Origin of the sequence: Amycolatopsis sp. NPDC059657 (assembly GCF_042734395.1) — a bacterium.
Lineage (GTDB): Bacteria > Actinomycetota > Actinomycetes > Mycobacteriales > Pseudonocardiaceae > Amycolatopsis.
This window is the reverse complement of the sequence record NZ_JBHWEB010000150.1, coordinates 1-20774: the sequence shown is the minus strand read 5'-3', so window position 1 is coordinate 20774 and position 20774 is coordinate 1. Positions and strand designations below refer to the sequence as shown.

The 20774-nt window shown below is 69.9% G+C and carries 21 protein-coding genes; 12 read left to right on the top strand and 9 right to left on the bottom strand.

Annotated elements, in window-relative coordinates; translation table 11 throughout:
- Nucleotides 1–82 precede the first annotated feature (82 nt).
- Complete coding sequence (locus tag ACFV15_RS42930; RefSeq protein WP_378358560.1) at nt 83–622, bottom strand: hypothetical protein; 540 nt, start codon at nt 620–622, stop codon at nt 83–85.
- A gap of 144 nt (nt 623–766) precedes the next feature.
- Here ACFV15_RS42930 and ACFV15_RS42925 point away from each other — a divergent pair, with 144 nt between their 5' ends.
- Together ACFV15_RS42925 and ACFV15_RS42920 are read left to right on the top strand one after the other, a co-directional pair.
- On the top strand, nt 767–1954 hold the full coding sequence (locus ACFV15_RS42925) for an FAD-dependent monooxygenase (RefSeq protein ID WP_378358558.1): 1188 nt from the start codon (nt 767–769) through the stop codon (nt 1952–1954).
- A 101-nt stretch (nt 1955–2055) separates the two neighbouring features.
- Nucleotides 2056–3528, top strand: coding sequence for an MFS transporter (locus ACFV15_RS42920; RefSeq protein ID WP_378358557.1), 1473 nt, complete (start codon nt 2056–2058; stop codon nt 3526–3528).
- Here ACFV15_RS42920 and ACFV15_RS42915 read toward each other — a convergent pair.
- Nucleotides 3515–4825, bottom strand: a complete 1311-nt coding sequence (locus ACFV15_RS42915; RefSeq protein ID WP_378358555.1) for a cytochrome P450 — start codon at nt 4823–4825, stop codon at nt 3515–3517. The genes ACFV15_RS42920 and ACFV15_RS42915 overlap by 14 nt on opposite strands.
- Nucleotides 4826–4943: 118 nt before the next feature.
- Here ACFV15_RS42915 and ACFV15_RS42910 point away from each other — a divergent pair, with 118 nt between their 5' ends.
- From ACFV15_RS42910 to ACFV15_RS42890, 5 genes are read left to right on the top strand one after another with little or no spacing between them, the layout of a single operon-like run.
- On the top strand, nt 4944–5708 hold the full coding sequence (locus ACFV15_RS42910) for a MerR family transcriptional regulator (protein ID WP_378358554.1): 765 nt from the start codon (nt 4944–4946) through the stop codon (nt 5706–5708).
- A 57-nt stretch (nt 5709–5765) separates the two neighbouring features.
- A complete protein-coding gene (mshC, locus tag ACFV15_RS42905) occupies nt 5766–7004 on the top strand; it encodes a cysteine--1-D-myo-inosityl 2-amino-2-deoxy-alpha-D-glucopyranoside ligase (protein WP_378358553.1) in 1239 nt (412 codons plus the stop codon).
- A gap of 51 nt (nt 7005–7055) precedes the next feature.
- Nucleotides 7056–7454: a cell division protein CrgA gene (locus ACFV15_RS42900; RefSeq protein ID WP_378358551.1), complete on the top strand. Its 399-nt coding sequence runs from the start codon at nt 7056–7058 to the stop codon at nt 7452–7454.
- Nucleotides 7455–7468: 14 nt separating this feature from the next.
- Nucleotides 7469–8257: a class I SAM-dependent methyltransferase gene (locus ACFV15_RS42895; RefSeq protein ID WP_378358550.1), complete on the top strand. Its 789-nt coding sequence runs from the start codon at nt 7469–7471 to the stop codon at nt 8255–8257.
- Between the two features lie 49 nt (nt 8258–8306).
- Nucleotides 8307–8492, top strand: a complete 186-nt coding sequence (locus ACFV15_RS42890) for a hypothetical protein (RefSeq protein ID WP_378358549.1) — start codon at nt 8307–8309, stop codon at nt 8490–8492.
- Here ACFV15_RS42890 and ACFV15_RS42885 read toward each other — a convergent pair.
- The gene (locus ACFV15_RS42885) at nt 8472–10052 is read right to left on the bottom strand and encodes an ABC-F family ATP-binding cassette domain-containing protein (protein WP_378358548.1); all 1581 of its coding nucleotides are present in this window, start codon (nt 10050–10052) and stop codon (nt 8472–8474) included. The genes ACFV15_RS42890 and ACFV15_RS42885 overlap by 21 nt on opposite strands.
- 193 nt (nt 10053–10245) lie before the next feature.
- Between ACFV15_RS42885 and ACFV15_RS42880 the strand changes: the two genes are divergently transcribed.
- The 3 genes from ACFV15_RS42880 to ACFV15_RS42870 are packed head-to-tail and all read left to right on the top strand — an operon-like array spanning nt 10246 to nt 12855.
- Nucleotides 10246–10818, top strand: a complete 573-nt coding sequence (locus tag ACFV15_RS42880; RefSeq protein ID WP_378358546.1) for an ArsR/SmtB family transcription factor — start codon at nt 10246–10248, stop codon at nt 10816–10818.
- On the top strand, nt 10815–12017 hold the full coding sequence (locus ACFV15_RS42875) for an MFS transporter (protein WP_378358544.1): 1203 nt from the start codon (nt 10815–10817) through the stop codon (nt 12015–12017). Before ACFV15_RS42880 ends, ACFV15_RS42875 begins: the two co-directional genes overlap by 4 nt.
- Nucleotides 12018–12030: 13 nt before the next feature.
- Entirely contained in the window at nt 12031–12855 is an 825-nt protein-coding gene (locus ACFV15_RS42870) for a metallophosphoesterase family protein (protein ID WP_378358543.1), read from the top strand.
- A 56-nt stretch (nt 12856–12911) separates the two neighbouring features.
- Here the strand turns inward: ACFV15_RS42870 and ACFV15_RS42865 are convergent, their stop codons facing one another.
- From ACFV15_RS42865 to ACFV15_RS42840, 6 genes are read right to left on the bottom strand one after another with little or no spacing between them, the layout of a single operon-like run.
- Entirely contained in the window at nt 12912–14165 is a 1254-nt protein-coding gene (locus ACFV15_RS42865) for a cytochrome P450 (RefSeq protein WP_378358542.1), read from the bottom strand.
- Entirely contained in the window at nt 14162–15619 is a 1458-nt protein-coding gene (locus ACFV15_RS42860; RefSeq protein WP_378358541.1) for an AMP-binding protein, read from the bottom strand. Before ACFV15_RS42860 ends, ACFV15_RS42865 begins: the two co-directional genes overlap by 4 nt.
- Complete coding sequence (locus ACFV15_RS42855; RefSeq protein WP_378358539.1) at nt 15616–16617, bottom strand: beta-ketoacyl synthase N-terminal-like domain-containing protein; 1002 nt, start codon at nt 16615–16617, stop codon at nt 15616–15618. The genes ACFV15_RS42860 and ACFV15_RS42855 overlap by 4 nt, the downstream gene beginning before the upstream one ends.
- Complete coding sequence (locus ACFV15_RS42850; protein ID WP_378358538.1) at nt 16614–17798, bottom strand: beta-ketoacyl-[acyl-carrier-protein] synthase family protein; 1185 nt, start codon at nt 17796–17798, stop codon at nt 16614–16616. The genes ACFV15_RS42855 and ACFV15_RS42850 overlap by 4 nt, the downstream gene beginning before the upstream one ends.
- Nucleotides 17785–18021 (bottom strand): acyl carrier protein, encoded by a 237-nt coding sequence (locus ACFV15_RS42845; RefSeq protein ID WP_378358536.1) that lies wholly within the window; start codon nt 18019–18021, stop codon nt 17785–17787. The genes ACFV15_RS42850 and ACFV15_RS42845 overlap by 14 nt, the downstream gene beginning before the upstream one ends.
- Entirely contained in the window at nt 18021–18974 is a 954-nt protein-coding gene (locus ACFV15_RS42840) for a UbiA family prenyltransferase (RefSeq protein WP_378358535.1), read from the bottom strand. Before ACFV15_RS42840 ends, ACFV15_RS42845 begins: the two co-directional genes overlap by 1 nt.
- 182 nt (nt 18975–19156) lie before the next feature.
- Between ACFV15_RS42840 and ACFV15_RS42835 the strand changes: the two genes are divergently transcribed.
- Both ACFV15_RS42835 and ACFV15_RS42830 read left to right on the top strand, forming a co-directional pair.
- Nucleotides 19157–20479 carry a phenylacetate--CoA ligase family protein gene (locus ACFV15_RS42835; protein WP_378358533.1) on the top strand — a complete coding sequence of 441 codons (1323 nt, stop codon included), beginning with the start codon at nt 19157–19159 and terminating at the stop codon, nt 20477–20479.
- Nucleotides 20476–20685 (top strand): hypothetical protein, encoded by a 210-nt coding sequence (locus ACFV15_RS42830; RefSeq protein ID WP_378358531.1) that lies wholly within the window; start codon nt 20476–20478, stop codon nt 20683–20685. The genes ACFV15_RS42835 and ACFV15_RS42830 overlap by 4 nt, the downstream gene beginning before the upstream one ends.
- The last annotated feature ends 89 nt before the right edge of the window (nt 20686–20774 follow it).

Below are 20774 nucleotides of genomic sequence, written 5' to 3'. Positions count from 1 at the left end.
GCGGTTTAAGACCCCCCCCCGGTGTGGGTGGGGTTGTTTTTGTTGCCGTTTTCACCCCCCCCCACCCCCCACCCACGACCGCTTAGGCCGGGCACTTCGCGACGGAGCTGTCCGACCAGAACCACTCGCCGGGGCGCTCCTGCTTCATGGTGTGCCAGTACCGGTACTTCGAGGGGAGCCAGTAGGTATTACCGCCGAGTGTGAACTTGGCGAGACTGGTCTTCGCGCCGATCAGCCGATGGTCGACGATCTTGCCGTCGATCACCTCGGCGTAGTTCCCGGGCGCGGTGCAGGGCAGCTGCCCGGACGCGGCCACCGGGGTGATGAGCGTGGTGGTCGGCGGGAAGAAGATGCTGCCGCAGTTGACCCGGAACGCCGTCTCGAACCGGTATTCCGAGCCGTCGGAGCCGAAGAAGACCCGTTCTTCCATCCAGTAGTGAGTCGCGGCGCCGGGACCGCTCTTGCCGACGAAGCCGTACCCCATCGGCTGGCCGATGCCGGGATCGGTGCTGAAGCTCCGCTCTTCGCAGCGCCAGTCCCCGGGCGTGGCCGAAGCCTGCGGGACGGACAGCGCGATGAGCGAAACGACGGCGGCCAGCATGACGGTCAGGAAACGTCTCATGATGCTTCCCCTCTGGAGAATTCCCTGGTGACGAGCGCTTTTCGAGCGTGCCAGCGCGCGGTTGTGATCCGGCTGTGCCCCCTGACCGAGTGAACCTGACATTTGTACTAGACGAACGTGTAGAACAGTTGTATAGTTGATCTCATGAGGAACAAGACCATCCTGATCTCGGGTTCGAGCGTGGCCGGGCCCACCTTGGCTTACTGGCTGGCACGGCACGGCTTCCGGCCCACCGTGGTCGAGCGCGCCGCCTCGCTGCGCGAGGGTGGTTACGCCGTGGACGTCCGCGGTGCCGCCGTCGAGGTCATCGAGCGGATGGGCCTGCTGACCCAGGTCCGCTCGTTCGCCACCGAGACCGAGCGCACCGCCTACGTCGACGCCGACAACCGGCAGGTCGCCGGCCTCACCGCCGACGCACGCAACGGCCGCGAGGGCGACGACCTGGAGATCATGCGCGGCGACCTCGCCAAGCTGCTGTTCGACGCGACCCAGCCCGAGGTCGAGTACCTCTGGGGCGAGTCCGTCACCAGCCTGGTCTCCGGCGCCGACGGTGTGCGCGTCACCTTCGAGAAGGCCGCGCCCCGCACCTTCGACCTGGTGCTCGGCGCGGACGGCCTGCACTCCAACATCCGCGGCCTGGCGTTCGGCGCGGAGTCCGAGTTCGTCAAGGACCTCGGCTACTACGTCTCGATCTTCAGCACCGAGAACCACCTGAACCTCGACCGCCAGGAGCTCTGCTACAACACGCCGGGCAAGCTCGCCGCGATGTACAGCGCCAAGGGCAACAGTGAGGCCAAGGCCCAGTTCTACTTCACCTCAGACAAGCTCGACTACGACCGCCGCGACACCAAGGCCCAGAAGCGGATCCTCGCCGAGGCCTACGCGGGCGAAGGCTGGGTCGTGCCGCAGCTGCTCGAGGCGATGTGGGACGCGAAGGACTTCTACTTCGACTCCGTCAGCCAGGTCCAGCTCGACAGCTGGTCGCGCGGCCGGGTCGCGCTGGTCGGCGACGCGGCGCACTGCGCGTCCCCGCTGTCCGGCATGGGCACGGACCTCGCGCTGGTCGGCGCGTACTTCCTGGCGGGCGAGCTGAAGGCGGTCGGCGGTGACTACCCGATCGCGTTCGCCCGCTACGAGCAGCACATGCGCGACTACGTCGCCAAGGGCCAGAAGTCCGCGGGCGACAACGGCAAGTGGTTCGTCCCGGAGACGCGCGGCATGATCGGCTTCCGCAACCAGAACATCCGCATGCTGCAGTACATGCCCTGGAAGAACATGATCACCGGTGGCGCCTCGCGCGCCGCGAAGAGCGTCGACATCAAGGCCTACTGAGGGCCGGAAACTTCTTTCGAAGAATTTCGCGGAGGATGTCGAAAAGCGGTGGAGGTATCCGTCGTACTGGTGAGAGCCGAGATCCTCACCGGGAGAAACACATGACACTCACTTCGCCGGGCGTGGCCATCCGCAGCCCGCGGCTGGCGCTGGCGCTGCTGGCCCTGCCGTCGCTGCTGATCGCGATCGACATCAGCGTCCTCAACGTCGCGTTGCCGCGGATGGCCGCCGACCTGCGCCCGTCACCGGCGGAGCTGCTGTGGATGAACGACATCTACGGCTTCATGGTCGGCGGCACCATGATCACCATGGGCACGGTCGGCGACCGGATCGGCCGCCGCAGGCTGATCGTGGCCTGCGCGGCCGTGTTCGCGCTGGCCTCGGCGATCGCCGCGTTCGCCACCGAACCGTGGATGATCATCGTGACCCGCGCGGTCATGGGTGTCGCCGGTGCGGCGATCATGCCCGCCTCGATGGCGTTGATCGGGCAGATCTACCCCGACCCGAAGAAGTCGGTGTCCGCGATGGGCGCCTACATGACCTGCTTCCTGACCGGGATGGCCGTGGCGCCGCTGATCGGCGGTGTGCTGGTCGAGAACTGGTGGTGGGGCGCGGTGTTCCTGATGGGCGTGCCGGTCATGGCGCTGACCGTCCTCGCCGCGCCGAAGGTGCTGCCCGAGTTCCGCGCCACCGACCCGGGCAAGCCGGACGTCCGCAGCGCCGTGCTCTGCCTCGCGTCGATCCTGCTGGTCGTGTACGCGCTCAAGTCGATCGTCAACAACGGCTGGACGCTCGCCGCGATCGGCGCGGCGGTGGCCGGGCTCGTGCTGGGTGCCGTGTTCGTCCGGCGGCAGAACCACCTCGAACACCCGCTGGTCGACCTCGGGCTGCTGCGCCGCCCCGGCGTGGCACGCACGATGTGGGTGCTGCTGCTGACCGCGCTGGTGATGGGCGGGACGTCCCTGTTCGCCTCGTTCTACCTGCAGTCGGTGCACGGACTGACGCCCTTCACCTCGGCGCTGTGGCTGCTGCCGCAGATGGGGGCCATGATGATCGCCGCCAACCTCGGCCCGTGGCTCGGCCGCAAGATCGACCCCGCCAAGATCGTCGCGGCGTGCATGGTGCTGATGCTGGCCGGGTTCACCCTGTTCGCGCTCACGCCCGACGGGCTCGCCGGCCTGCTGACGCTGGTCGCGGCCTCGGTGCTGACGACCGGCGGGATCGGCGCGGCGTTCCCGTTCCTCATGAACGACGTCATGTCGCACGCGCCGGCCGACCGCGCAGGCTCGGCCGCCTCGTTCGCGCAGACCGCGAACGAACTCGGCATCGCGATGGGCCTGGTGCTGCTCGGCAGCATCGGCACGGTGGTCTACCGCGCGAAGTTCGGCACCGCGGACGGATCCTGGGTGGACGGCCTCGAGCAGGCCACCGAACGCCACGACCCGGTCCTTCTCGGCCACGTCCGGGAGGCGTTCACCTCCGGCTTCCACACGGCCGCCTGGACCGCGGTGGCGATCATGGCGGTCGTGGCGGTGCTGACCTTGCGGCCGCTGCGCAGGGCTACCGCGGAGTGACCGCGACGCGGGCGCCGCGCCCCGGCACCATCGTGATGTTCCGGGGCCGCTGCGGCTCGACCCGCGTCCGGTCGGGCGTGAGCTGGAACCGCGTGAGCACCTCGCGGAGCACGATCGTGGCTTCCAGCAAGGAAAATCCCGCCCCGAGGCAGCGACGGACGCCACCACCGAACGGCATCCAGCTGCCCGGAGGCGGGCTGTTCCCGTCGAGGAACCGTGAAGGCCTGAACGTCAGCGGATCCGCGTGGTGTGCCGAATCCAGCTGGACCATGTTGATCGAGGGCATCACCGTGTACCCGGCGGGGATGCGGTAGCCGCCGATCTCGATGTCCTCGGTGAGCCTGCGCGCGACCTCGCCGAGCACCGGATGCAGGCGCATGGCCTCCTTGGCGATCGCCTCCAGGTGCTTCTCGTCGCCGGTGTCGGCCGCCGTCAGCGCGGCGGCTTGCTCGATCGGGTTACGCGCCAGGTCGTGGAGCGACCAGGCCAGCGCGGTCGCGGTCGTCTCGTGCCCGGCCAGCAGCAGCGTGACGAGCTGGTCGCGCAACTCGGCGTCGGACAGGCGGTCGTCGTCGACCGGCACGGTCAGCAGTCGCGAAAGGACGTCCGCGCGAGAGTCCAGATCGGACACCTGCCGCCGCTCGGCGATCTCGGCGTAGAGCAGCTCGTCGACGCGCTGCTGGACCTGGAGGTTGCGCTTCCAGGGGCCGTAGCGCTGCAGTTTCGGGTTGTGCCAGCCGAAAATGTCGAGCGGGCCGATCTCCAGCAGGCGGTTCAGCAGCGGGCGCAGCTCGTCGAGGCGCGGACCGGTGCTCACGCCGAAGACCACCCGCAGGATGATCTCCAGCGTGAGCGCGCGCATCCGGTCGTGGGAGCGGAACGGCCTGCCGGACGGCCAGCGCTCGACCTCGGCGACCGTCAGCTCGGTGATCATGTCGCGGTAGCCGCGCAGCGCGGCGCCGTGGAAGGCGGGCATCAGCAGCTTGCGGGCACGCAGGTGGACGTCCTCGTCGGTCAGCAGCACCGAATGCTCGCCCATCAGCGGCTTGAGGATCATGTTGCCCTCGCCGGCGTGGAAGGTGGTGACCGGGCCGCCGAACACCGTCTTGATGTGCTCGAGGTTGGCCAGCTGCACCACCTTGCGCTCCGGATAGAGCCTGAGGCAGATGACATCGCCGTAGCGGCGGCGCAGTATCGGCACCAGCAGATGGCGGAAGTTGCCGAAGGCGACCGTCTGCAGCGCGATCGGCAGACGGGGCCCGGGCGGCAGGGGAGCCAGTTCCGTGCGCAGCACCATACGTCCCTTCTTACTCGCGGTAAGTTCCGGTGTCCAGCGCTCACGCTTGACCCTCACGCGACGTTAGGCGCCAGTGTGAATCCAGTCAGGGCCGAACGGCCGTAAGAAAGGGCGAACCATGGAGTATCCGGTGGGCAAGGTCGCCGGGCTGGCCGGGATCACGGTGCGCACGCTGCACCACTACGACGAGATCGGCCTGCTCTCGCCGAGCGGGCGGAGCCCGGCGGGCTATCGGAGCTACAGCGAGTCCGATGTGGACAGGCTGCAGCGCGTCCTCTACTACCGGGAACTCGGGTTCGCACTCGACGAGATCGCGACCCTCGTCGACGATCCGGGCACCGATGCGCTGGCCCACCTGAAACGGCAGCACGAGCTGCTGGTGGAGCGCATCCGGCGGCTGGAGCGGATGGTCGCGTCCGTCGAGCACGCGATGGAGGCAAGAACGATGGGGCATGCGTTGACACCCGAAGAGAAGCTCGAGGTCTTCGGCGGGTTCACCGAGCCGGAGGGTTACGCCGAGCAGGTCGCCGCGAACTGGGGCGGCACGCCGGAGTGGCAGCGGGGGCAGGCGGTGGTGTCGTCGATGAGCAAACAGGACTGGATCGACGCCGAGGCGCTGCGGCAGTCCTGGGTGGACCGGCTGCTCGCGGTCGTCGACTCCGGCGCCGCGGCCACGGGCCCGGCGGCGATGGACCTCGCCGAGGAGCACCGGGCGATGCTGGGCCGGTTCATGGGGGAGTGCTCCCATGAGCGGCAGGCGCAGGTCGCCGAGCTGTACGTGACCGACCCGGTCCAGCTCGGTTTCCTGGTCCGCGAACCGGACCAGCGGCCGGGACTGGCCGAGTTCATCCGGGACGCGGTGAGGGCCAACGCGGCCCGGTGAGATAGATCATTCCCACCGGGCGAGATGGGGATCCGGGGCGCGCTTTACAGTCGAAGGATGCAGAGCTGGTCATCGGTTGACGTGCCCCGGGTCCCCGGGACCCCCCGCCCGTTGCGCCTCCACGACACCGCGACAGGGCAGATCCGCCCGACCTCGCCCGGTGAGGTGGCGCGGATCTACGTCTGCGGCATCACGCCGTACGACGCGACACACCTCGGTCACGCCGCGACCTACCTGGCGTTCGACCTGGTCAACCGCTTGTGGCTGGACGCGGGGCACGAGGTGCACTACGTCCAGAACGTCACGGACATCGACGAGCCGCTCCTCGAGCGCGCGGAGCGCGACAAGGACGACTGGGTCGTGCTCGGCATGCGCGAGACCGCGTTGTTCCGCGAGGACATGGTCGCGCTGCGCGTCCTGCCGCCGCGTGAGTTCGTCGGCGCGGTCGAGAGCATCCCGGAGATCGTCGAGGTCATCGCGAAGCTGCTGGCCAACGGTTCGGCCTACCGCGTGGACGATCCCGAGCACCCCGATGTCTACTTCGACCACTCGGCCACCGGCCGCTTCGGCTACGAGTCCAATTACGACGTCGAGACGATGAACAAGCTCTTCGCCGAGCGCGGCGGCGACCCCGGCCGCGCCGGCAAGCACCACCCGCTCGACGCGCTCCTCTGGCGCACGGCCCGCGACGGCGAGCCGTCCTGGGAGTCCGAGCTCGGCGCCGGGCGTCCCGGCTGGCACATCGAGTGCAGCGCCATCGCGGTCAACCGCCTCGGCCTGGCCTTCGACGTCCAGGGCGGCGGTTCCGACCTGGCGTTCCCGCACCACGAGTACAGCGCCGCGCACGCCGAGGCCCAGGCGGGCGATCACCCGTTCGCCCGGCACTACGTCCACGCCGGGATGATCGGCCTCGACGGCGAGAAGATGTCCAAGTCGCGCGGCAACCTGGTCTTCGTGTCGCGCCTGCGTGCCGACAAGGTCGACCCGTCGGCGATCCGGCTGGCGCTGTTCGCCGGTCACTACCGCAGCGACCGCCCCTGGAGCGACGCGCTGCTCGCCGACGCACAGGCCAGGCTCGCGCGGTGGCGTGAAGCGGTGTCGCTCGACGCCGGTCCGTCGGCGGAGGACCTGGTCGCGCGCGTGCGTGACCACCTCACGAACGACCTCGACACCCCGCAGGCGCTCACGGCCATCGACGCGTGGGCCGACGAGGCGTTGAAGCGCAGCGGCACCGACACCGGCGCGCCTTCGCTGGTGCGCACGGCCGTCGACGCGCTGCTCGGCGTCGTGCTCTAGCGCACAGGCGGGACCGGGCAACCGGTCCCGCCTGGCCGGCGTATAGCCGGCATGGGGAACGAAGAACCGATCCGGCCGATGGGCCGCAGACAGCGAATCGAGCGGCGATCGGCCGTCGCCAAAGCCGCGCCGGAGTCGCGGCGGCCCATGGCGCCTCGCGCTCGTGCGCGCGAGGAACGGGCCAAGTGGGAGTCGCCGGAGCGGCGCAGGCTCGACGCACTGGTGTTCACGATCTGCCCGCTGATGCTGGTGGGGCTCGCGGCCCTTGGCGTCTACTATCTGTTCGACCGGCCGGCGGGTGGCTTCACGCTCGACGATCTGAGCGTCCTCCTCCGCGTCGCCGGGTTCGTGATCATGCCGGTGGGCCTCATGATCACGCGGGTGCGGGCACGGCGGCGCGTACTCGGCCGGGCAGGGATTCGGAACGAAAGCAACCGATCCGGCCGCTAGTGCGTATGAGAGGTATGAAAAGTGCCTCGGGGATCAAGGCCGTCTTCGACCGGCGGGCGGCGACGTACGACGGCAACACCTGGCATGGCCGCTACGCGGAACGGCTCGTCGAGCTCGCGGCACCCGCGCCTGGCCTGCGCATTCTGGACGCGGCGACCGGCACCGGACTCGCCGCGGGCGCCGCCGCGCGTGCGGTCGGGCCGACCGGGCATGTGACCGGTGTCGACGTCTCGCGCGGCATGCTCGACGTCGCCAAGGAGACGGTCCGGCTGCCGAACGTCGGCTTCCTCAAAGCGGATGCCACCCGTTTGGACCAGTTCCCCGACGCCTTCTTCGACATGGTCCTGTGTTCCGCGGGCTTGCTCTACCTGCCCGTCGAGACCGCGCTCGGGGAGTGGCACCGCCTTCTCAAGCCGGGCGGGATCGTCGGCTTTTCGACCATGCGCGCGGGTTCCCCGGTCGCCGGGCGGCTGTTCCGCGAGCAGGCACGCGCGTACGGGCTCACCCTGGACGACCCCGCCACCCCGCTCGGCTCGGCGGCCCGGTGCCGCCAAGCCTTGCGCGACACCGGGTTCAGCCCGCTGAACGTGGCAGAGGAGTCCGTGCGCTTCGCCCGCTCGGACCTCGCGTACGCCTGGGAGGCGCACGCCCGCGGCACCTGCCACGACGCGATGGCCTCGCTCACCGCCGAGCAGATGGCGAGCTTCGAGCGCGAGTTCACCACCACGGTCGCTGGCCTCCTGCGTGCCGACGAGGAGCAACTGCTCACCGCCGAGGTCATCTACGCCTTCGGCCGCAAGTAAGCGTGGGGTCGTGAGGCAACCTCGGCGGCCGCTCGTGCGTACTGAGGGCATGAGTGATTCCACGTACCTGGAGTCCGTCGACCAACGCACTCCTTTCGCTGTCATCGTCGGCGCGCTGCTTGCGGTCTTCTTCGGTTACGCCGCCGTCGATCTCGCTGATTTCGACGGCGGCCTCGCGGCCGGGATGTTCCTCTACGCGGTGTGTTTCGGCATCTCACCCTTCGTTCTGCCGTAGCGCCAGCCGCTCGCCGTGCCAGCTACGTCGCAGCCATCGGTCGTGTGACGCGATGACGACCGCGCCCGGCGCGGTGTCCAGCGCCGCGAACAGTTCTTCGGCCAGTGACAGGGAAATGTGGTTGGTCGGCTCGTCGAGCAGTAGGACGTGCGGTGGGTCCGCGAGCAGCAATGCCAGCGCGAGCCGCCGCCGCTGCCCGACCGAGAGCGTGCCGACCGGCTTGCCCAGATCGCGTGGCGCGAGCAGGCCGAGCTGGGTCAGCGACGGCGCGTTCTCGGGATAGAGCTGTCGCGCGGACTTCGCCGGGTCGGTGAACACGACGTCCTGTTCGAGCAAGCCGACCCGGACGCCACGCGCCCGCTGGACCGACCCGCTCGCCGGAGTGAGCTGCCCGGCGAGCACCGACAGCAGCGTCGACTTGCCCGCGCCGTTGCCGCCCGTCACCAGCAACCGCGCGCCGCTCGACACGTCCAGCTGTCCGATGTGGACACGGCCGGGCACGTCGATGTCCCGCAGCGACAGCAAAAGCCGGTCCTCATCGGTGGAACCGGTGAGCGCGGCGGCGAACTTCAACGGCGCCGGTGGCTTGCGCACCTGGTCACGGGTCAGCTCGTCGAGCCGCAGCTGGGCGTTGCGGACCCGCCGTGACACCTGCTTCTGCACGCGCCCGCCGAAGAAGTTGTAGCTCATCTTGTCGTTGTCGCGCGAGGGCCGGTTGTGCGCGACGGCGCGGGCCGTCACCGCGACGGACTCCTTCAGCTCCTTGAGTTGTTCTTGTTCTTCCGCGAAGCGTTGCTCCCATCGCGTGCGCTCGGCACGTTTGTGCCCGAGGTATTCGGTGTAGGCGCCGCCGTACCGTGTCGGCCCGCCGAGCGCCGGATCGAGGTCGACGATGTCGGTGCACACCGCGTCGAGGAAGACCCGGTCGTGCGAGGACAGCACCACGACGCCCGCGAGCGCCGAGAGGTGCTTTTCGAGGAACTCCATCGCGTCGTCGTCGAGATGGTTGGTCGGCTCGTCCAGCAGCAGCGTTTCCGGTTGCCTGATCAGCAGCGCGGCCAGTCCCAGCCGGGACCGCTGGCCACCCGAAAGCGTGCTGAGCCGGCGAGCGGGGGAGATGCTCGCCAGTCCGAGGCCCGCGCAGACGATCTCGGCGCGGCGGTCCGCGTCCCAGAGTTCATGCGCCTGTGCCCAGTCGAGCACGCGCCCGTATTCGGCGACCGCGTCCTCTTCGGTGGCCATGCGCTCGGCGAGTTCGTCGAGCCTGCGTGCCTGGACGCGGATCTCGGCGAGCGCGTCGTCGATGACGTCGGCGAACGTGTCCGACGGTTCGAACGGCAGCTCCTGGAGGAGAAAGCCCAGGTCACCGCCGAGTTCGACGGAACCGCCGTGTGGTTCCTCGACGCCTGCCAGCAGCCGCAGCAGCGTGGACTTGCCGATGCCGTTCTCGCCGACGAGCCCGAGCCGCTGCCCGGCGCCCGCCGTCAAGGACACGCCGTCGAAGACGACACGGTCACCGTAGGAGAAGACGAGATCGCGAGCATGCAAGGAAAAAGACATGAGACATCAGCCCTTGGGTACGAGAAATGAGCTACCCGCCGGGCGAAGGCCTCGGGCGCGGGTGGAATCAGGGCGTCAGTTGTCCATAGTGCGATCACTCTAACGCAACGACTGTAGTGTTAGCAACCCCGAGTTTGACGGGCCGAAATCTGAAAGAGTACTTTCGAAAGAAGTCTTTCAGATTGGGGTCGCGATGACCGAGCTGCCACCACGGGAACGGGTACGGGACGCCGCGCTGATGCGGGCGCTGGCGCACCCGTTGCGCGCCGCGCTGCTCGACTACCTGGGCGCCGTCGGCCCGCGCACCGCGAGCGAGTGCGGCGAGGCTGTCGACTCGTCGGCGTCGAACTGCAGCTGGCATCTGCGCCAGCTGGCCTCGTTCGGCCTGGTCGAACGGGTGGACGCGGAGGACGGCAGGGAACGCCCGTGGCGCGCGAAGCACGTCGGGCTGGAACTCGAGGACAACCTGGATCCCGCCGCGCTCGGCATGGCCGCGGCGATGCTGGGACAGGATCAGCAGCTCACGCAACGGTTTCTCGACACGCGTGAGCAGCTTGAGCCCGAATGGCAGGCCGCGGCGGGCTTCAACTTCTACGCGCTGCGCGTGACGCCGTCGGAGCTGACCGAGCTGGTCGGGCAGATCGACGCGTTGCTGCGCCCGTACGTCGCCCCGATCCGCCAGGACGCCCCCGGCGACGCTCGCCCGGTGCATGTCGGCTTGCGTGCGGTGCCGCGTATCGAGGCGGACGGGAAGCCGTCGCGATGACCGGCCTGCTGCGGCAGCCCTCGTTCGCCAGGCTGTGGACGGCGGCGTTCTTCTCCGAGTCCGCCGAATGGATGCTGCAGGTCGCGTTGCCGATCTACCTCTACCGGCTGACCGGGTCGGCGGCATCGACCGCCGCGAGCATCGCGCTGGGCCTGGTGCCCGCGTTGCTGCTCAGCCCGGTCGCCGGGGTGCTCGCCGACCGGGCGGACCGGCGGCGGCTCCTCTGTTTCGTGTGCGCGGGGCAGGCCGCGGTCGCGGTGCCACTGCTGCTCGCGGACGGCCAGGCCGTCGTCTACCTGGTCGTCGCGGGGCAGGCGGCGCTCGCGTCGCTGTTCGAGCCCGCGCGGTCGGCGCTGGTGCCGGACCTCGTCGGGGCCGAGCGGGTCACCGCAGCGAACGGCCTGATGAGCGTCAACGGGAATGTCGCCCGGCTCGTCGGCGGCTGGCTCGGCGGGCTGGTGCTGGGTACGGCCGGGCTCGGCTGGGTCGTCGCCGCCTACTCCGCCACGCTCGTGGTCGCGTTCGCGCTGCTGCTCAAACCGTTCCACGCGGTGCCCGTGGCCGTGCCGGAACGGGAGCCTGTCATCCGGGCGTGGATGGCGGGGCTCGCCGCGATCCGCGACAGCCGCCGTCTGCGGGTGGCGAGTGCGTGGGTCGTGCTGTCGTCGCTGGCGCAGGGCATGTTCCTGGTCGGGTTCGTGCTGTTCGTGCTCACCGTGCTCGGCCGCGGCGAGGCGGAAACCGGACTGCTGCGCGGAGTCCAGGCGGTCGGGGGACTGGCGGCAGGCATTGTCGTCGCGACGGCCGCGAAGCGTGTCGCGCCGGAGAAACTGCTCGGCTGGGGCTCGCTGGCGTTGAGCGTGGTGACGCTGCTGATCTGGAACGGCCCGCAGCTGACCACGGCGCTCGGTGTCTACATCGGACTGTTCATGGCGGTGGGCGGACCAGGCGTCTTCGCGGGCACCGGCCTGCTGACGGTGATCCAGACGGCGACGCCGCCGTCACAGGTCGGCAGGGTACTGAGCACGGCGTTCGCGGCCATGGCGGGCTGCACGGCACTCGGTTCACTCGCCGCGGGAGCGCTTGTGGACATCCTCGGGCTGCCTGTGCTGCTCAACGCCCAGGCCTTGCTGCATCTCGCGGGCGCGGTGGTCGTGTTGACCGGGCTTGTGCGGACAGCGGTACTCCAGCCGGCCTAGGTACGGTGGTGGGGTGCCGAGCCTGTTCGCGACCAGCGATCTCCATGTCACCCACGAGGGCAATGCCCCGTTAGTCGATCAGGTCATCCCGGACGCGCCCGACGACTGGCTGCTCGTCGCGGGTGACGTGGCCGAGCGGGTGGACGTCGTCATCGACGTGCTGCGCACGCTGCGCGGCCGCTTCGCGAAGGTCGCCTGGGTACCCGGCAACCACGAGCTGTGGACGACTGGGAAGGACGAGTGCCAGTTGCGCGGCCAGGCCCGCTACGAGCACCTGGTCGAGCGCTGCCGCGAGATCGATGTCGTCACGCCGGAGGACGATTACCTGGTCTGGGAGCACGCCCACCGGCCGTTGACGATCGCGCCGCTCTTCCTGCTCTACGACTACAGCTGGCGCACGAAGGCGGCTCGCGACGTCTCGCTCGAGGAGGCGCTCGCGCAGGCGCGCGAGGCGGGCGTGGTGTGCACCGACGAGTACTTCCTGCACCCGGACCCGTTCCCGAGCAGGCAGGCCTGGTGCGCCGAGCGCCTCAAGCTCAGCACCGAGCGCCTCGACGCGATCCCCGAGGACCACGGCACGATCCTGATGTCGCACTGGCCGTTGCACCGCCACCCGACCGAGCCGCTGTACTGGCCCGAGTTCGCGCTCTGGTGCGGCACGACCGAGACCGAGGACTGGCACATCCGCTACCGCTCGGAGATCGCCGTCTACGGTCACCTCCACATCCCGCGCACCACCCACGCCGACGGCGTCCGCTTCGAAGAGGTCTCACTCGGCTACCCGCGCGAGTGGAGCAAACGCGCCCGCGGCGCGGTCCCCATCCGCCGCCTGCTCTGACGACGTGAACGCCACTTCCGCAACGTTCAACGTTGCGAAAGTGGCGTTCACGTGGGTCAGGCGTCGAAGATGACGTGCAGGCGCTCGGGTCCGCGCAGGCCGAAGCCCGGCTTGTACTCGAGCGGGGCGTCGGCGAGCCGGATGCGGCGGTAGCGCTTGGCGAGCTCGCGGAACAGGGCCGCGCCGGCGGGCTTCGACAGGACGGTGCCGGGGCAGTAGTGGATCCCGACGCCGAAGCCCATCTGAGCCTTGTGGTTGGCGCGCCCGATGTCGAACACGTCGGGGTCCTCGAACTTCTCCGGGTCGCGGTTGGCGGCGGCGATCAGCGGCATGACCGTGTCGCCGGGCTCGATCACGTGGCCGTCGAGTTCGATGCGCGCGGTCGCTTCGCGGCCGACGGCGTGCACCGGCGGCTCGAAGCGGGAGACCTCGTCGACCGCGGACTCGGCGAGCTCCGGGTTCGCGCGCAGCCGGTCGAACTGGTCCGGGTACCGCGCGAACATCAGGAAAGCGTTGGCAGCGAAGCACTTCGTCGCGCCATAGGCGGCGACGATCAGCACGATGGCGGCGCAGACGACCTCGCCGTCGGTGAGCTTGTCGCCCTCCACCGCGGCGTTCAGCAGCCGGGTGATCAGGTCGTCGCCGGGCTCCGCGCGCCGCCGCTCTATCAGTTTCAGGAAGTACCGCTGCAACGCCTCCAGCTCGGCGCGCCGCTGGGCGACCGCCTCCGGTGACTGGTCCTGCAGCACGTCGAGCGCACCGGCGGGCGTTGTCGCCAGTGCGGCGTACTCGTCGTATTCGTCGGCGGGCACGCCGAACAGGCTCGCCAGCAGTTTGAGCGGCAGCGGGTCGCCGAGATCGGCGACCACGTCGAAATCGGGTTTGCGCTCGGCCTCGTCCAGCAGTTCGCCGACGATGCGGTCGATCTCGGCCTGCATGCCGCGCGCCACCGCCGGGCTGAACGCCTGGGTGAGCAGCGCGCGCTGGCGGGTGTGGAACGGCGGATCGCACAGCAGGAACGGCTTGTCGGGGTCCTCGGGCGCGCGCTCGAGGAACCGCGGCTGCAGGGTGACCGCCTCGAGCTCGTCGAAGAATGACGACTGGGTGAACTCCTTGCCGAGCCTGCCGTCGCGCAGCAGGGTCGCGACGTCCGCGTAGCGCGTGACGAACCAGGCGCCCATCGCGCCGCGGTGCACCGGCGCCTCCTCCAGCAATCGCCGGTAGAGCTCGAACGGGTCCGCGCGGAACGCCTCGCCCAGCGGGTCGAAGTAGACCGCCGGGTCCTCGGCGGTGTGGATCGGGTTGTTCATCGTTTTCCTTCCCCAGAGTGGACGTTCGCGAGTTCGCGCAGGCGGAATCGGGAGACCTTGCCGGTGACCGTGGTCGGCAGCCGGTCGGTGAACAGGTAGCGGGCAGGCCGTTCCGGTGGCGCCAGCCGCGCACGCGCGTGCCTGCGCAGTGCCCGTTCCAGATCGGCGTGCTCGCCGGTCGGCACGACGTAAGCGACCACAGTGGACAGTTCGAACTCGCCTGCCGAGGTGCCGACCACCGCGCACGAGGCGACCGCTTCGTGTTCCAGCAGCCGGGCTTCCACCTGCGACGGGACGACCTTGAAGCCGCCGACGTTGACGATGTCGTCGGTCCGCCCGATGTAGTGCCACGCGTCCCGGTCACGGCGCAGCACATCGCCGGTGCGCACCCAGCCGTCGCGGAACACGGCCGCGGTCTCGGCGGGAGCGTTCCAGTAGTGCGACGCCGTGAGCGGGCCGCGCACATAGGCCTCGCCCTCGGCCTCGTTTTCGCCGACGACCTTCACCTCGACGCCCGGCACGGGATCGCCCAGGTCCGCGCGGCCCGGCTGCGAGGTGAGCACGATGTGCAGGCATTCGGTCGACCCGAGCGCGTTGATCAGCTCGTGCCCGGTGACCTCCCGCCAGCGCTCGACGAGCCTGGCGTGCAGGCCTTCGCCGCCGACGACACAGCACCGCACCCCGCTGAAATCGAGCCGGTCCGGGGTGCTGAGCAAGGCCGCGTACAGCGCGGGCACCGAGAAGAACAGCGTCGGCCGAGCGGTACGCAGCGCGTGCGCGACCGCGTACGGGTCCGCCGGACGTTCCAGCAGCACACTGCTCGCGCCCGCCGCGAACGGCAGCAGCACCGAATTGCCGAAGCCGTAGCCGAAGGACAGTTTGGGCGTGGAGAAACACCGGTCGGCCGGTGTCAGCCCGAACCGCGCGCCGGTGGTACGCGGCAGCGCCAGCAACCCGGAATGCCGATGCACCACGCCTTTCGGTGCTCCGGTGCTGCCCGAGGTGTACTGGATCAGCGCCGGAGCGTCCGGGTCCACCTCGGCCGTGTCGAGCACCGGCTCGGCGGCGGCCAGAGCCGCGTCCAACGCACCGCTCAGCCAGACGGTGACGCCAGGCTGAGCGGGCGGCTCGCTCGCGAGGAACATCGCGCGCACGCCGGACCGCTCGGCCAGGTTCAGCACGTCGGCAGGGTCGAGCTTCGGGTTCACCGGGACCGCGATGGCGCCCAGCCGCATCGCGCCGAAGACGCAGGCGACGGTCACCGGGCTGTCGTCCATCGCGATGAGGACGCGGTCGCCTTGAGCGATCCCGGCGCCGCGCAGCAACCCGGCGGCTCGCTGGGACAGTTCCAGCAGTTCGCCATAGCTGACCTCACGGCCGTTGGCGTGCAGGCAGGGCGTGGCGCCCCGGCCTTCGGCGGAATGCCGGTCGAGGAACCAGGTCACGGCGTTCATCGGGCCGCTCCCCGCAGCAGCACGGCGAAGACACGCCCGTCCGGTTCGGCGGCCAAGCACAGGACGGAGGGCTCGCCGAGGGGCGCCACTGGTGGCACGATCCGGCGGCGCAGCGCGAGCACGGCGGTCAACGCCAGCAGCGCGCCATCCGCACCTCGCGTGCTGCCGGTCGTGCCCGCGATCGCGGCGACCGGCACTGAGGCGCCGAGCGTGTCCTCGATCGCGCCCGACAATGCCGGGTCATCGGCCGCGATGACCGCGCCCGCCGAGGCACCGATCTTCGCTATCGCTTCCTTTACCGCGGAACGCAAAGCGGCTGTGTCGCCGGGTACCGCGGTCGCCGACGCGGTAGCCGCGATGACGACGTCACTGTCCGGTCCCGCCGGGGTCAGCGCGAGCGCGGCCGCCGCTTCGCCTGGCGTCGCGGGACCGCTGGTCTTGGGATGATCACTGGTGAGCACGTCGACGCCGCCCGCGATCACCGCGTCGGCGGTGCCGTCACCGACCATCCCGGCCGCGGTGATCAGCGCTTCGAGCCCGGCCGCCGGGCCGGACGAAAGGGTGAGACCGGGCCCGTGCGCGCCGAGCCGGATCGTGGTGGCCGCGGTGACCGCGTTGAACCCGGTGTACGGCGCGAGCGCCGGGTTCGCCCCGACCCTGCCCTCTTCACGGGTGGCGCGGAAGACACTCGCGTATTCGCCGAGGCCCGCGTCCAAGGTGGCGCAGACGACACCGATTCGGTCACGGGCAACGGAGTCGAGCCCGGCGGCCGCGGGCAGCGCCGCGCACAGGAACATCCGCACGTCACGCGGCAGCGTGCGCACTCCCTTGGTGCCGAGCACCTCGGCGACCGGCGGCGGTGCCGCGTAGGCGGCCAAGCCCGCGGCGCCCTCACGGAAGAAGGATTCCCGGGCCAGCAAGGCATCGAACAGCTCGTCGGGGGTCGTTCCGGCGGCGGTCACCGCGCCCAGTCCCGAAATCGCCACTTCCCGGTTCATACGCCTGCTCCGAAAAGAACAGCGGACACCGTTCCGCCGAAACCGTGCGCGACGTTCAGCGCGTACCTGATCTCGGCTTCCCGCACGTCACCGTGGATGAGATCGACGCCGTCGCAGTCCGGATCCGGGTCCGCCAGCGTCGGGTTGCCCGGCAGCAGGCCGGTGTTGAGCGCCAGCACGCAGGCCACCGATTCGATCGCGCTGGCCGCGCCCTGCGAGTGCCCGAGCATGCCCTTGATGGAGGAGACGGCCGGTCGCCGCGGTCCGGGGAACACCTCGGCCAGCACCTTGGCCTCCAGCACGTCGTTGACCGGTGTGCCGGTGCCGTGCGCGCTGACGTAGCCGACCTCGGCCGCAGGGGTGCCCGAGCGTTCCAGGACCGCGGTCGCGCAGCGCCGGAGTCCGGCGCCGTCCGGATGCGGGGCGGTCATGTGATGGGCGTCCGACGCCGACGCTCCGGCGAGCACCTCCGCGAGCACCGGTACGCCACGTTTGACCGCCGACGCACGGCTTTCCAGCACCAGCAAGCCCGCGCCTTCGGCAGGCATGAGACCACCGCGGTTCCGGTCGAACGGCCGCACCGCATCGGCGGCGAGCGCGCGCAGGCTGGTGAACATGGCGAAGACGGTCTCGGACAGCTCGTCGGCGCCGCCCGCGAGCATCGCGTCGGCCGCACCCGACCGGATGGCCTCGGCGGCCGATGCGAGCGCGTCGTTCCCGGCGGAGCATCCGGTGCACAGCACCGTCCTCGGCCCGCGCAAACCCAGCCGCCTGGCCGGAATCGTGGTCAGCGCGTGCGGCGCCGACCAGGTGTCGTCAGCGCCGAGGTCACCGCCGCGCCGGATGAGCTCCTCCAGGTGCGGCCGGGTGCCCATGACCGTGCCGAGTGCCAGGCCGACCCGCGCTCCGACGGGGTCGAGGTCCGCCTGTAGGAGTGCTTCACCGGCCGCGGTCAGCACGTAGCCGACCGAGCGTGGCAGGTCTTCGTCCACCGCGAGATCGAGGACCTCGCCCGCGCGATGGGTGCCATAGCCGTCGGTCGGGAACCGCCGCACCTCGCGGGTGCCGACGACGCCCGAAGTGATCGCCGCGCCGAACGCTGTGGTGCCGATGCCGACGGGGGAGACGACCCCGCAGCCGGTGACCACGACGTCGGACGGTCGTGGTTCACGCAGCGGCATGGAGTTCCCGCACGATGTCCTCGACCGACCGCAGGCTGTTGGCGACGTCGTCGTCGAAGCGGACGCCGAAGTGCTTCTCCACCTTGGTGATCAGTTCCAGCAACGCCAGCGAATCGCCACCCACCTCGTAGAAATCGGCGTCGGACGGCAGTTCGGCGGTGTCGAGCTCCAGGATCTCCAGCGCGATGTCGCGCACCTGTCCCCGTGTCGATTCGAGATCCATCAAGCCTCCTGTGTCTTCGATTTCCGCACGGCGCCGAGCAGCCGGAGCCACGCGGCGACGTCATTCCGGCTCAGCGACGGGCCCCAGTGCGCGTACCGCGAAGCGGCCAGCCAGAACACGAGCCCGAGACCGGCACAAACCAGTGCGAGCGGGGTGAACACGGTCGCCGCCAGCGTGGCCGCCAGGCACAGCGCCAGATGGCAGTGCATGACCTCGCGCGCGGCGTAGGTGACCGAAGTGCCCACCGCGCGGGCGGCCACCGCGATCGTCGCCCAGGACAACGGGACCAGCAGCCACAACGCGAGCGTCCGCATCGGCAGCCAGCCCGCCACGGCCAGCACGGTCAGCGGGAGCAATGGGGCCATCGCCGACCAGCCCATCCACCGGCGGTTCGCCTCGGCGAGGCGAACCCACAGGCTGCGGTAGCCGATCAGCCGGTCACCCTCGACGTCGGTGATGTCCTTGATACCGACCAGGCCGAGCGCCAGCACCATGAGGATCGCCGCGCCCGGCAGGCCCGGCGCCGCCATCAGCCGCCAGTCGCCCGCGACCGCGATCCCGGTGAGGTAGGGCATCACCAGCGGCATGGTCAGTGTGAGCTGGCCCAGGATCGGGCGCTGTTTCAGCCGGGGACCCCAGGAATAGGACAGGCTGATCACGGCGGCGTACGCCAGCATGAACAGCAGGGGAGTGCCCGGTTCGCTGATCAGCCAGGCGATGTCGGCCGCGATGAGCGCCGACCATCCCGCGATGGCCAGGATGCCGACCCGGCGCCAGCCCAGTGCCAGGCACAACGCCGTGCGCTCGGGACGGTTCACTTCGTCCTCGCGGCGATCGGCGATCCGGTTGACCAGTTCGGTGCACAGGCAATACAACGCCCAGAACGGAAAAGCCAGCGCCGCGGCTCTTACCGACAGTTCGCCGACGACGCCGAGTCCCAGCAGGAATGTCACCCAATAATACGCGGTAAAGCGAATGCTGCCTATCTGCAACAGGTTTTTCACCGCACGCCCCATTTGCTCGAAAGTAGTGGCGAACCCCGGAGCGGGCAACCTGATACGAGCGATTTCAAGCATGACTGAAACGGTCGTGAATCACACTGGACGCCGCCGCAGGCGCTGCTACATTCGAAAGTATGCTCGGCTCACCCTATTGGAATCCGAAAACCGAAACGCTGACCCGTGCGGAACTCGATTCGCTGCGGCTGGCCAAGCTGCGCGTATTGAGCCGCCACGCGATGGCGAGTGCGCATTATCGCCGCACCTTCGCCGCGGCGGGCTTCGAGCCGGGGCAGCTGCGCGATCTCGGCGACCTGCGCCGGATCCCGTTGCTCACCAGGGCCGAGTGGATGCGCGGGCAGGAGGCGAACCCGCCCTTCGGCGACCTGCCGGTGACCACGCCGGAGGCGTCGATCCGGGTGCACACCACCTCCGGGACCTCGGGCAGCACGCCGCTGCGCGCGATGGACACCCGCCAGGATTGGGCCTGGGTGGCGGAAATGTGGGCATACGGGCTTTGGGGTGCCGGCGTCCGCGCGCACGACACGGCCTACATCGCCTTCGGCTACGGGTCCTTCATCGGGTTCTGGGGACTGCACGACGCGGCGCAGCGGATCGGCGCGCTCGTGGTGCCCGGCGGTGCGCAGACCACCGGTTCCCGGCTGCGGCAGATCATCGACTTCGGCGTGACCGTCGTGGCTTCCACCCCGACCTACGCGCTGCGCCTGGCCGAAGAGGCGGTCGCGCTCGGGATCGACCTGCCCGCTTCACCGGTTCGGCGGCTGATCCTGTCCGGTGAACCCGCGGGCTCGATCCCCGAGACCCGCGCGCTCATCGAGCGGGCGTGGGGCGCCGCCGTGCACGACACCGCCGGCATGACGGAGGTCGGCACGATCACGACCTTCGAATGCGCGAATCACCCCGGCGGCATGCACATCATCGAGGACCAGGTGATCGAGGAGGTGCTCGACCCGCAGACCCTGGAGCCGGTCCCGTACGGCGTCGTCGGCGAACGCGTCGTCACCTCGTTCGGCAGGGCGGGCACACCACTGCTGCGCTACCGCACGGCGGACCTCGTGGAGCGCGTGCCGCACGAGGAGTGCGCGTGCGGCCGGGGTTTCGACCTGTACCGCGGCGGCATCCTCGGCCGCGCGGACGACATGAAGCTCATCCGCGGCACCAACGTCTACCCGCGCGCGGTGGAGCAGATCATCCGCCAGTTCCCGGAAATCATCGAGTTCCAGGTGCGGTTCGAGCGCGCGGGCATCCGCGACGAGGTGGTGGTGCGTGTCGAGTCAGGCACCGGCGTGCCGGCGGACCTGGGCAGGCGGCTTTCGGAAGCACACGAGGGCCTGAAGTTCCGCGTCGAAGAGGCCGAGCCGGGCACGCTGCCCCGCTTCGAACTCAAGGCCCGCCGTTTCGTCGACACCCGCACCGCGCCGCTGGGAGCCACCCGATGACCATGACCGACATCGAGTCCACCGTGGACCTGCTCGGCACCCCGCTGTCGCCGGACGAGACCGAGCTGCTCGAACTGCACCGGCGGCTCACCGGCCTGGCGGCCCGAGACCTCGCCCCCACCACGGCCACGGCGGTCGCCAGCGCGTTGACCCAGCTGACGCTGGCGGTCAACGCACTCGCCATCGCCTACGACCCGCCCGCCTGACGAAAGGACCGGTCGCTCGGCTGAGCCACCGGTCTCGGTAAAGCGGGGTCGTGAGTGGTACGACCGGTTCTAACCGGCCGTACCACTCC